Raw genomic sequence first — 11,033 nt, 5'->3', positions numbered from 1 at the left:
GGATACGTTCTCGTGTTGCTCGTCCTCGTGACTGCCGTATTCGGTGCGACGATGCGCACGTCTGGGGGGTGGTCAGCGTGAATCGAACGGCCACGGCGTTCGGTATCGGGCTCCGGGAACACGCCCGCAACTACGTCCTCGTGGCGCTCTTGGTGATCCTCCCAGTGTCGTTCATCACGCTCGCCTTCGCGGTCACCCAGGACGTCCAAATGCCAGTCCGGACGCTCGTCGACGGCGAGACGACGACCGTGATGCGAGGGATGCCCGAGGTCCACGGCGTGATCATGACACCGATCACGAGCTCGTTTATCGCTGGCCTGGCCGGCCTGTTCCTGATGCGCGAGGCGAGAGATACGGACGGCCGCCTCGCGGTCGTCGGCTATCGCGCCCGCGAGGTTATCACCGCACGGTTCGGCGTCCTCGCCGTGATCACGCTTGTCGTTGTCGGCGTCTCCGTCGGCGTGATGCTCGTTGACTTCCAGCCCGAACAGCTGTGGGGGTTCGTCGCCGCAATGGTTGTCCTTTCAGTTACCTACGGACTTATTGGGATGCTCGTCGGCGCCGTCTTCAACCGTCTGGCCGGCCTGTGGATCATGTTGATTCTCCCGATGATCGATATCGGGCTCTTCCAGGACCCGCTGTTCGTCCAGTCGGAGCCCGAGTGGTGGATGAAACTCTTCCCCGGGTATCATCCTGTCCGGGTGATGGTCGATACCGGACTCACGACGGACCTTGATACTGCTATGTCGCTCGGCTGGGGATTCGGCTACCTCCTATTCGTCGGACTCCTCGCTATTTGGGTGTACTACCGAGGAACTCGAGCGACGTGACGACACAATCGAAAGAGGGCGACCTCCGTAGACAGACGAATTTACAGACGTCTCCCCGAAGGGGTTTGTTGACTCACCTCACAGATATCGGTCGTCTTGCCTGTCGTCCAACCGTTCACGACGCTGCTGGAACTCTTCTTCGTCGATCTCGCCTCGTGCGTAACGGCGTTGGAGGGTTTCCATCGCGGACGTATCACTCCGGGAAGGAGCGTCACCTCGACCCAGTGCCCAGTAGAGGAGTCCACCGATCAGTCCCAGCATTCCGAGTGCCCCGCCGATGAAGGGGACGCCGCCCCACCCGCCCCTCGATCCGCCCATCATGCCGCCGCCGGGACCCATCATGCCGCCATCGGTACTTCCGCTGCCCTCGACGTCCGAGCCGACGGCGACGGCGCCGTTCTGGACTATCGTCTCGCTGTCGGGGACCTCGCCGTCCGGGATCGGGCTGTCTTCAGCTGGACCGCCAGGGCTACCGACGACGATACGACCGACCATGCCGACTGTCTTGTGCGGGATACAGTAATAGTCGTACGTGCCGGGCGCCTCGAATGTGTGCTCGAAGCTCCCCTGCGAGATGGTCCCGCTGTCGAAGGCGGTGCCGTCGGCGGGAACGCGGTCCGGATAGGCCGTCGCCGAGTGGGCTCCGGCTGCGATCTCGAAGCGGACGGTCGTGCCGGGTTCGACGTGGAGTCCGATCGGGTCGAAGTAGTTGTTGCCCATCTTCACGACGGGCGTCTCCTGTGCGGCGACTGGTTGGGTGAATCCCGCACTCGTGACTGTGCTGGCACCGAGCGCTCCTAGGAACTGGCGTCTACTGTAGTCTGTCATTGTAGCTGGTTGGCTGCTGTTATCCACGGATGATGCTGGCGAGCCGGTTCGCGAGTCCGGGCGATTGCTGGCCGGCGCTCTCGATGGCAGCGTCCAGTTCGTCCCGGTCGACGATGCCGATGAACTCGTCAGTCCGCTCCCCGTTCGCATACACGAGCGTCGTTGGCGTCTTTCGGACACCGTACTCCTCGGCCGTCTCCAGATCGGTCTGGATGTCAACCTCTCGGAACTCGACATCCGGATACGCATCTTCGATGCCCTCGTTTTTCTCTCGCTGCGTTGCGCACGCTCCACAGGTCTCCTGCGTGAACAGGATAACTTCCGTCATAGTAGCTAGTATGGTCTTGTGCTTTTAGCACATTTCTATTCACATCCGAAAGCTGTGAGGATCACAGATTTCGGATTCCAAGGAGGCGGACGTGAGAAACGCCGGAGGTTGGTGGTCGGACCGTCACTCCGAGCGTTCGAGCTTGTTCTGACGCGCCTCGAACTCTTCCTCGGTGAGATCACCACGAGCGTATGCCATACGCAGCTCCTCCATTGCAGGATTCCGCGACGACTGCGATGCCGTCACGCGACGGAAGACGAGATATCCTCCACCGAGCAGGAGGAGGAGGAAGACCAGCTGGACGAGCATCCCGACGAGTGGCCACCAGCCGCTGGTGGTCCCGCCGTAGCCCATCATCCCGCCGTAGCCCATCATGCCACCGAACCCCATCCCCATCGTGAGCATGGGGAGGACGATGATCGCCCCGAGGATCAGGAGCACGATAGTCGTGGTGTCGAGTTGATTGGACGAGGACATTGTTACTCTTCCTCCGGCACCGTTCCCAACTCGTCTGAGACCGTCGCGATGACGCGCTCGAATCGTCCGTGCACGTCGACCGCGATCTCGTCGAGGTCTGGATTCTCCGTGATGCCGACCAGTTGCTGGGGATCGACGGCACTCACGACGACGTCACCGTCATCTGTCTCGTAGACGATGACGTTACACGGGAGCAGGGCCCCCAATTCTGGCTCTTCGGCGAGCCCCTCGTGGGCGAGTGGAGGGTTACACGCCCCGAGAATCCGGTATTGGTCGACGTCGACATCGAGCTTTTCCTTCAGGGTCGTCTTGACGTTGATGTCACACAGGAGTCCGAATCCTTCGTCCTCTAGTGCGGTCGTGACTGCGGTTACGACATCGTCGAACGGTGCATCAATCGTTGTGGTAATGGTATACGTCATCGGTCTATTGGGTGTCTTTGATTTTCGAGCTCGTGATGAGCTTCGTTGCTTCTTTTTCGGTCAATCCAGCGCCGCCTGACGCATCTGAGGTGGTGAATGCACGGAGTCGTCGGCGTTCGGTAGCCTGTCTGCGCTGTTTTCGTGAGTCGATTCGGGCTCTGTGTTGCGAGTCGTTCATTGTGGTGGTGGTCGGTTTTGTCGTGACGCGCGTTTCGAGCCAGTCCGTGACCGGAATCGACGCACGTTGAGTTCTGTTCAGATCGCTCGAGCCGTTCCTGACGGATTCAGAGAGATCGTTGTTGTCGGGGTAGCTCAATCCTGTGTCCCATATTTTGTATGTCCATTCCTTTTCTCCACAATACTTTGGACGGCTGCTGGAGACATAACCGGCCAAGTCCGTTTGCTGACCCAGCAAATCGCTCCATCGTTTAACGGCACCCTCTCGTTGTCCTGTCCTCCCGAGAATGCACGCCGGCGATACGAATCCACGTGGAAGACACGGAAAAGCACGTGAGGGGGTGTACTCACTGTGTGAGCGAGCGTCGTCGGGACTCGAACTCCTCGTCCGAGAGTTCACCCCGCGCGTAGCGCTCACGGAGTTCGTCGAGTGCAGTATCCGGCCCAGAGGCCGGTTCCTCGCGGTTAGTTCCGTACACGAAGAGCAGGATGAGTCCGATCAGGAGCAGCGGCCAGAGGAACATCCCGCCCCCGAGCATCCCGAAGCCGCCAAGTCCGCCCATACCGCCCCAGCCGCCGCCCATCATACCGCCGCCGTAGCTTCCACTACCGTGGGCAGCAGCTGTTCCAGTCGCTGCGACCAGCAGCGGGACAGCGAGGATCGTGAGTCGACGAGCAGTGCGTCCGAGGTGAGTGGTAGGTTTCGTCATGATTGTGAATTGGTGGTGAGTTTCGGTATTCGGTCGAAGCGGTCGAAACGGTCAGGGCCGTCAGCAGTGGCCCTGTCCGTACGTCCCGCCGTTGTAGTCGTCGTCAGCCATGTCCTGGGCCATCTCGTCGACGGTCACACCCATGTGCGATTCCATCCACTCGACGCTACCAGGGCCCATGTGCTCGGTCATCTGCGCCTCCATCCAGGCCGCCCAGTCATCGGCGGTAGCATTGTCAGTGGGCGCATCGTCTGCGGTCGTGTCGGTGCCGTGTGCGCTGACCACGGGCGCGACGAACGCGAGTCCGACGATCGCGAGCGCCACGAGCAGCCAGCCGCCGAGTTTGAAGTTGGTCATTGTCTTTCTCCTCGGTTACTCGTAGGACCCCTCGGGAGTTATCGACATGGGTGTGAATCCACGCAGGAGAACGTTCGAGAACGTGTATAGAGCGTTCTAATCGTTTTTCAGGGATAGAACCGTTCATCCGTGCCGAATTCGTCGGTACTCGGCTACCTCCTCGGACGCTGTACCGGTGGTCAATGCTCCTGATTCTGATGCAGATCGTCGCTCGGGTAGATCCGATACGTCCGTCCTTGTCGCTCGCGATGCAGCAACCCACGCTTTTCCAGGGCACTGACCGTCTGGCTCACCTTGCTCTTCGAGAAATTGGAGCGATCCCGCAGTTCGATCTGCGTGATGCCGGGCGAGGAGAGCACCGGCTCGAGGATGCGGCGTTCGTCTTCCGGTAGGAGGTCTAACACGCGATCCTGTGGCTGGGACTCTGGATTGATAGCTCTATTCGGCTGCACTGCCCCCTCTGGTGATTCGGCGCTCTCGCGAGCGGTCGAACTCGACAGCTCGTCCTGTGAGTGGTCGGGTGCATCTGTGCCGGTGAGGTCGTTCCGAACCACGAGATACCCCCCACCGATAACAGCCGAGACGAGGAGGGTTCCGAGGACGTACCAGAACGGATTCGTTCCGTGAACCGCCCCCATCGACATTCCCATCATCGATCCCATCTCCTCGAATGCTTGCCGTTGCTGGTACGCATCCCAGCTGAGCGCACCGCCGATGATGAGAACGGCAGCGACGAGGAAACCGACCACCGTATCGGCTCGCCGTCGATTCATCCCTCCCACCTCGATCTAGCGTGATACTCGTTCATGCCCGAGAGTTGGTGAGACTTCGCTGTACCAGTTGTGATTGACCGAGGCTAGTCTCGGGGCTGCTTGATTTCGGAACGATGTATCGAGACATGACGGTCAGTGGTGTTCATGACCCTGGGACGTCCCCGTTCCAGAGGCCTGTGGGTGTTGCTGTGCGAATTCGGATGGGTGCTTCTCGAACGACCGCTTGCATCGCTTCGAGCAGAAGTAGTACGTCTCGTCGTCGTGGGTGAGACTCGGCCCGCTATCGTCGGTCCGCATCCCACAGACGGGGTCCCGGTATTGGCCGGGAGCACCCAATCCTCGACGATAGACGTAGAGAAGGAACCCGGAGAGCACGAACGCGATGATGTTGAGATAGAACGTGTAGTTGAGTTCGAAGTACGTCTGTTCGGACGCGGTCTGCCCACCGGCGAGATTCGGAACGATGCCGAGGGCGTTGAATAGTTCTTCCATGAGAAAGCCCGTGAAGGCCATCGTCACGAAGAACACACCGAGAATGTACAGCATCACCTTCCAGCCGTAGTATTTCCGATAGACGTTCAGGACGGGAATCGTGATGAGGTCGGCGTAGACGAAGGCGATGATGCCGGCGAAGCTGACGCCACCGCCCCACAGCGCGACGGCGAACGGGACGTTCCCCATACTCCCGACGAAGCTGAGCACGGCGATTGTGACACCCATAATCGCGTTCTCGGCGCTGACGAGCAATCCCTCACCCTGCAGGAAGAGCGAGTTCCACACCCACTGTGGCACGAACACGATGACGAACCCCGAAATCAGAAAGCCGGCGATGATGTCCTTCCAGATCATCGACCACTCCTTGCGGTACTGATTCCCGATCTTGTACCACCCACCCCACGAGAGGAGTTCGTCGCGCCACCCGCCACTACTGGCAGCCTCTTGCTCGTAGGTCTCCATACAACCCTTCGAGCAGAACTTCAGCGTCTCGCCCCCATCGGTCGTAAGTGAGTACTTGTCTTTCCCTTCCATCCCGCAGGTCGGATCCTCGGTGATTCCCCCCTCGTCGTCTCGCTGGTTCAGTTCCTGGCGAACTTGATCGAAGAGATTCTCGGGGAGCGTCAGATGGACGAGAAGCGCCATCACCGCGATGAGGATGACGCCACCGAGGAGTTCTGCGACGAGGAACTCCCACCCGAGGAGAATCAGAATCATCAGACCCAACTCCACGATGAGGTTCGTCGACGCGAACATGAACGCGAGGAAGTTCACCGTATGCGCTCCCTTCTTGAACAGCCCCTTGCCGATAGCGACCGCGCCGAAGCTACAGCCACTACTCGCGGCGCCGAACACTGTTGCCTTTGTGAGTCCACTCAGGTTCCCTTCTCCGAGAACGTTGGCCATCCGTTCCTTCGAGACGTAGACCTGCACGAGGCTCGTGATGACGAGCCCCATAATAATCGCCCACGCAGCTGTCCAGAGAAACCCGATACCGATCCGCAGCGATTCGAGAACCCCCTCGACGAGCGCGGCCTGCATATGTACACCATCGCAGGCATCATCTTTGTCGATTGCCCTTACAAATCGAAAACAGGGGGTGTCACTTACTCATTGAATCTGAATCCTGAGCTGGCTTCGTCTGGGTTCGCCGCATCGCACGGGGACAAACGACTGCGAGGGGAGCGTATGCGGTTCACTGTTCGGGTCTAATACTGTCTGAAACCGCTGCCCCCACGAACTCCGGGTTACTCAGAGCGAGCGTGCATACGGGAATACATACCCATCAGATTGAGCAGACCAGCAATCGGGAGTGATGGCCATACTCATTGGTCGGTTTCGATTCGAAGATTTCTCGCCCTGATATCCGCCCCTTAATAAGCACAATTGTAATAAATTATGAATGAATCATTCTAGCTGCACTATGGCAACGACAGAAACCCTCGAAACGGAAATCTGGGGCCGCCCCGTCACGTTCGACTACTCCGAGCACTGGGTCGGATACTCACTGTTCCTCCTGCGTATCGTGATGGGGTGGACGCTCTTCCAAGGCGGCGTCACGAAGCTCGTCACGTATCTGGACGCCAACCCGGAGAACAACTGGACTGCCGCTGGCTTCCTGATGAACGCCGTCCCGGAAGGTAATCCGCTGATGGGGTTCTGGGGGAGTATGGCTGGGAATCCACTCATCGACCAGCTCAATATGTGGGGGCTCACGTTGACCGGACTCGCACTTATTTTGGGTGCGTTCGTCCGTTGGAGCGCCTTCTGGGGTGCGGTGATGATGCTGTTCTACTGGCTCGCGTCGCTGACCGGCGGGCTTCTGGCAGGGCTTCCTGTCGCCCACGGGTGGGTCGTCGACGACCACATCGTGTACGCCGTCCTCCTGTTCGGGCTGGGTGCGTTCGGCGCTGGGCGGATTCTCGGGCTGGATGCCTATCTCGAAGACCTTGAGATCGTGCAGTCCAATCCGTGGCTCCGGTACTTGCTCGGGTGATTCGAAAGGAAGCCTCGAAAACGTCCTCCTGTACCGTTTTCGTATGTCGACGAAACGTCGGTGATCCCCTTCGACGGGCGTTCGCTTTCGAATCGTAACGACAATTGCATTGAATCATGCCGACGTATCACTAGATATGAGCACGACTACCAGCAACACCGCAAACCGTACTGACCAAGCTGAGGATGCAGTCCGAGAACTGAACGCGATTGCACTCGGGGCATCCGGAGCGATCGTCGCAGCAGCCGTGATGCTACTGCTCGGTGTCTTCGGTGCTGTCGGAGTGTACGAGGGTGCGGTAGCGATGATGGAACAGTGGCACCTGTTCTTCGAGCCGACCGTCGTCGGGACGGTGGCGGGCATGGTCGAGGCAGCTGTCATTAGCTTCGTTCTCGTGTACGCCTTCGCGTGGTTGTACAACGCGCTCGCACGGTGAGCGAAGAAAAGAATGAGAGCGTAGAGAGACAACCATGTACGTCACCGACAAAGCCGAAATCGTCATCGACGCATCGCCCGAGGAGATCTGGGACTACGTAACTGACCCCGTCCACTGGACGGCGTCGAACCCCGAGGAACACTACGGACTCGAATACGACACCCCCGATAATCGCCCACAAGAGGGTGCGACGTTCCACCAGGCCGAAGAAGTCGCTGGGATGTACGCCGACCTGCACGGCCGATTTCAGTACATCGATCATCCACACGTGGCGGTCTGGACTGGGACAGCGTACTATCCACTCCTTCGTGGACTTGTCACCGTTCGAATCCCCGAAGGTGGTACGATTCGGCTCGAAGAGACTGAGGATGGAACCCGGATGTCACACGTCGTCTGGATGGACTTCCCGAATAACCGCCGGGGCCGGTTGCTAAAGCGGCTCTTTACCACCGTTCTTGACGGGAAGGCCAAGCTCTACGACCACACCAACAAGGAGCTCGTCTTCTTCAAGGAATGCATCGAGTCGACAGCCCATAAGCCCCCAAAACCGACGGACGAGAGTCCGTAGCAACATCAACGCACTCATCCAACCATGTATACCGACATCCTCATTCCGACTGATGGCAGCGATAACGTCGAGCCCGCAATCCAATACGGACTTGAGCTCGCTCGCCGATACGACGCAACTGTCCACGCGCTCCACGTCGTCGACAGTTCGCCCATCGAGCGAAAGCTGGAACTGACTGCGCTGGAAACCGACCTGGAGACACTCCCAGACACGTGGTATGAGGCTGGCGATGCCGCCACCAAGCAGATCGAAACTCGAGCTGCAGAACATGGTCTCGACGCAGTAACTGAGGTTCGCCGTGGCATTCCAGCGCGTGAAATTCGTTCCTACATCACCGATACCGGGATCGACCTCGTCTGTATGGGAACCCGAGGACACACCGGTCTCGACCGAGTCCTGCTCGGCAGTGTAACGACCCGACTCGTCCGTACTGTCGATATCCCCGTGCTCAGTGTCAAAGCAAAACAGGCGCTATCAGAACCCGGAATGCGGGGAGGCTTTGAGACTATTCTCGTCCCGACTGACGGGAGTAAGCCCGCACGAGAGGCAGTCACGCACGCTCTTGATTTGGCTCGGACGTACGATGCGACACTTCATGCCCTCTACGTTGTGGATAGAGGTGCCTACGCGTCTCGTCCGGGATGGACGTGGGACGAACTGCAGCAAGTACTGGAGCAAAACGGAGAGACTGTCCTCGAAGATGTCCAGTCCCGGGCAACTGCCGACGGTGTTTCAGTCGCTGCTGAGATCACCCACGGTGTTCCTCATCAGGCAATCGGAGATTACTGCGATCAACACGGAATCGACCTCGTCGTGATGGGAACACACGGACGGTCCAGCCTTTCACGACGGATCATCGGAAGTGTGACCGAACGGGTTCTTCGGAACTCGGACGAGCCAGTATTGACCATTCGAGGAGTATAGCCGTGGCTCGAGCTACCGGCGAAGCGAGATGAGAAGAACCACGAATCCGAGACCGATGGCGACCGATTCGATGATGTGGACAAGGGCGAGATCAAGCCCCCCGAACTCGAACAGTACTCCTTCGATGAACACACCGAGGGTAATAATTCCAAAGCCAACTGCAGCGTTTCTCATATAGTACGTCCCTGTTCGTCGATACGCCTCGAAACTGTAGTACGTGATCAGAATACCGAGGGCAAGGACAGCCAGGCGGACGGCCACGAGAACGGCTGTTGTCGTATCCACCATTAGTCAGTCCTCCAGTTTCTGCGGGTCACGTCCGTATAGAGCGTAGAGGATCGTGAGCATACCAATCGCGACGATGGTTGTTGCCACCGTTCCCGCATTATGTAAGGTCAGGCCAACCACGTCGAACAAGATTCCTTCGACGATCGCGCCGAAGCTGATGATGGCGAAACCAACCGCAAGGTACAGCATCGATTGGCTGTTACTACGCCGATATCCTCGATAGGCCTGATATGCGATCAGGAATCCCAGAACCATTGTAACGAGCTTTGCGACGATGAGTCCGGGGTGCATGGTTATTCGTTCCTCATTGTGTCCCAGATACGCGTAAAGCGGTCGGCGGCGTCTTCCCGAAGTTCGATACGGACGTCGAATCCCGATTCGAGGAGCTGTACCTCAACACGGTCGAGCTGGGCTTCGTATTCGCTGTAGTGGTGACCGTCGGGATCAACGTGTGTTCGCTCGATGAGCAGGTCGTACTCTAGCAACGTATTGACCCGTCTGGAAACTGTCGAGACTGACATGTCACACTCTTCGCTGAGTTCCTTAGCAGACATCTGTTTTCGGCGAGTCGCCTCGAGGATCGCGCGTGCGTAGTCGTCTTCCAGGATTTCGAGGATCCCCGAGATGTCCCGCTCTTCACTCACAGTCCGTGTTGTTGGTAAAGAGTATATAAAGAAACGCCGATTTGCTGACCCAGCAAATCTGCTTGCCGGTCTATATCCTCCGAGTGTGTAGGATTACGTGTAAGGTGACCGATGCCATGACCGACTCACCCACGCGTCGACGGATGCTTCAGCTGACTGGCGGTGCGGCAGTCGTTGGGCTTGCCGGATGCACTGGAACGCAGAACAACGACGGCGGAACGCCGACCGAAAGTGGCCACGACGACAGCGGCACGGAGTCCGGCCACAGCGACGAGGAGGATGGCCACGACGAAGCGGTCGGGGCACCGTCCGATGCGGCCGAAGTGAGTATGATTACCGAGGACGGGGGCTACCACTTCGAGCCACACGTCGTGCGGGTGAACGTCGGTGGGACCGTGACCTGGCACAACGAGAGCGGGAGCCACTCGACGACCGCGTACCACTCCGACAATGACCAGCCCCAGCTCGTCCCCGATGGAGCGGCGGCCTGGGACAGTGGTCTCTATAACGAACAGGGCGCAACGTTCGAACACACGTTCGAGACCGAGGGCGTCTACCACTACTACTGTACGCCCCACGAGAGCCTCGGCATGATTGGGAGCGTCATCGTCGGCGAACCGGATCCCCACGAGCAGGTCGCCTTGGAAGACCCGCCGGCTGACAAGCCCGAGCGCGTTCGCGAGAAGCTCGAAGAACTGAACGGGATGGTCAGCACAGCTCTCGGCGACGACCACGAGTGAACACGCGTCGTTCCGTCGATGAGTGATCGGTAGCTGACAC

General features: G+C 58.9%; 17 protein-coding genes. 6 read left to right on the top strand and 11 right to left on the bottom strand.

From position 1 onward, the window contains the following. Positions 1 to 77: 77 nt before the first annotated feature. The gene (locus C5B91_RS20610; protein WP_115819799.1) at positions 78 to 830 is read left to right on the top strand and encodes an ABC transporter permease; all 753 of its coding nucleotides are present in this window, start codon (positions 78 to 80) and stop codon (positions 828 to 830) included. Between the two features lie 78 nt (positions 831 to 908). On the opposite strand, the gene C5B91_RS20605 is transcribed toward C5B91_RS20610, so the two are convergent. The 8 genes from C5B91_RS20605 to C5B91_RS20570 form a co-directional block, all read right to left on the bottom strand. After that, the gene (locus C5B91_RS20605) at positions 909 to 1,658 is read right to left on the bottom strand and encodes a plastocyanin/azurin family copper-binding protein (RefSeq protein ID WP_115819538.1); all 750 of its coding nucleotides are present in this window, start codon (positions 1,656 to 1,658) and stop codon (positions 909 to 911) included. Between the two features lie 19 nt (positions 1,659 to 1,677). Next, positions 1,678 to 1,986: a thioredoxin family protein gene (locus tag C5B91_RS20600; RefSeq protein ID WP_115819537.1), complete on the bottom strand. Its 309-nt coding sequence runs from the start codon at positions 1,984 to 1,986 to the stop codon at positions 1,678 to 1,680. A gap of 123 nt (positions 1,987 to 2,109) precedes the next feature. Beyond that, positions 2,110 to 2,463 (bottom strand): SHOCT domain-containing protein, encoded by a 354-nt coding sequence (locus tag C5B91_RS20595; protein ID WP_115819536.1) that lies wholly within the window; start codon positions 2,461 to 2,463, stop codon positions 2,110 to 2,112. A gap of 2 nt (positions 2,464 to 2,465) precedes the next feature. Then, the gene (locus tag C5B91_RS20590) at positions 2,466 to 2,885 is read right to left on the bottom strand and encodes a DUF302 domain-containing protein (protein WP_115819535.1); all 420 of its coding nucleotides are present in this window, start codon (positions 2,883 to 2,885) and stop codon (positions 2,466 to 2,468) included. A 524-nt stretch (positions 2,886 to 3,409) separates the two neighbouring features. After that, positions 3,410 to 3,772 (bottom strand): SHOCT domain-containing protein, encoded by a 363-nt coding sequence (locus C5B91_RS20585; protein ID WP_115819534.1) that lies wholly within the window; start codon positions 3,770 to 3,772, stop codon positions 3,410 to 3,412. Between the two features lie 60 nt (positions 3,773 to 3,832). Beyond that, positions 3,833 to 4,129, bottom strand: a complete 297-nt coding sequence (locus C5B91_RS20580; RefSeq protein WP_115819533.1) for a hypothetical protein — start codon at positions 4,127 to 4,129, stop codon at positions 3,833 to 3,835. Positions 4,130 to 4,308: 179 nt separating this feature from the next. Further along, a complete protein-coding gene (locus C5B91_RS20575; RefSeq protein WP_115819532.1) occupies positions 4,309 to 4,902 on the bottom strand; it encodes a MarR family transcriptional regulator in 594 nt (197 codons plus the stop codon). 132 nt (positions 4,903 to 5,034) lie between these two features. Next, positions 5,035 to 6,438, bottom strand: a complete 1,404-nt coding sequence (locus tag C5B91_RS20570) for a permease (protein WP_115819531.1) — start codon at positions 6,436 to 6,438, stop codon at positions 5,035 to 5,037. A gap of 382 nt (positions 6,439 to 6,820) precedes the next feature. Between C5B91_RS20570 and C5B91_RS20565 the strand changes: the two genes are divergently transcribed. From C5B91_RS20565 to C5B91_RS20550, 4 genes are all read left to right on the top strand, one after another. Further along, on the top strand, positions 6,821 to 7,393 hold the full coding sequence (locus tag C5B91_RS20565) for a DoxX family protein (protein WP_103428182.1): 573 nt from the start codon (positions 6,821 to 6,823) through the stop codon (positions 7,391 to 7,393). 136 nt (positions 7,394 to 7,529) lie between these two features. After that, positions 7,530 to 7,829, top strand: a complete 300-nt coding sequence (locus C5B91_RS22780; RefSeq protein WP_233514216.1) for a hypothetical protein — start codon at positions 7,530 to 7,532, stop codon at positions 7,827 to 7,829. Positions 7,830 to 7,863: 34 nt separating this feature from the next. Beyond that, on the top strand, positions 7,864 to 8,397 hold the full coding sequence (locus C5B91_RS20555; protein WP_115819530.1) for an SRPBCC family protein: 534 nt from the start codon (positions 7,864 to 7,866) through the stop codon (positions 8,395 to 8,397). A 24-nt stretch (positions 8,398 to 8,421) separates the two neighbouring features. Beyond that, positions 8,422 to 9,321, top strand: coding sequence for a universal stress protein (locus C5B91_RS20550; protein ID WP_115819529.1), 900 nt, complete (start codon positions 8,422 to 8,424; stop codon positions 9,319 to 9,321). A 12-nt stretch (positions 9,322 to 9,333) separates the two neighbouring features. On the opposite strand, the gene C5B91_RS20545 is transcribed toward C5B91_RS20550, so the two are convergent. The 3 genes from C5B91_RS20545 to C5B91_RS20535 are packed head-to-tail and all read right to left on the bottom strand — an operon-like array spanning position 9,334 to position 10,253. Continuing rightward, positions 9,334 to 9,609 (bottom strand): hypothetical protein, encoded by a 276-nt coding sequence (locus tag C5B91_RS20545; RefSeq protein ID WP_115819528.1) that lies wholly within the window; start codon positions 9,607 to 9,609, stop codon positions 9,334 to 9,336. Positions 9,610 to 9,612: 3 nt separating this feature from the next. Next, the gene (locus C5B91_RS20540; RefSeq protein WP_115819527.1) at positions 9,613 to 9,900 is read right to left on the bottom strand and encodes a hypothetical protein; all 288 of its coding nucleotides are present in this window, start codon (positions 9,898 to 9,900) and stop codon (positions 9,613 to 9,615) included. A gap of 2 nt (positions 9,901 to 9,902) precedes the next feature. Further along, positions 9,903 to 10,253, bottom strand: coding sequence for a helix-turn-helix domain-containing protein (locus tag C5B91_RS20535; protein ID WP_058365363.1), 351 nt, complete (start codon positions 10,251 to 10,253; stop codon positions 9,903 to 9,905). Between the two features lie 116 nt (positions 10,254 to 10,369). On the opposite strand from C5B91_RS20535, the gene C5B91_RS20530 reads away from it, so the two are divergent. Further along, on the top strand, positions 10,370 to 10,993 hold the full coding sequence (locus tag C5B91_RS20530) for a plastocyanin/azurin family copper-binding protein (RefSeq protein WP_115819526.1): 624 nt from the start codon (positions 10,370 to 10,372) through the stop codon (positions 10,991 to 10,993). Positions 10,994 to 11,033 lie beyond the last annotated feature (40 nt).

This window comes from Haloferax sp. Atlit-10N, assembly GCF_003586325.1.
In the GTDB taxonomy this organism is placed as follows: Archaea; Halobacteriota; Halobacteria; order Halobacteriales; family Haloferacaceae; genus Haloferax; species Haloferax prahovense.
Note: the sequence above shows the minus strand (reverse complement) of the source record. Positions and strands in the feature narration are given on the sequence as shown.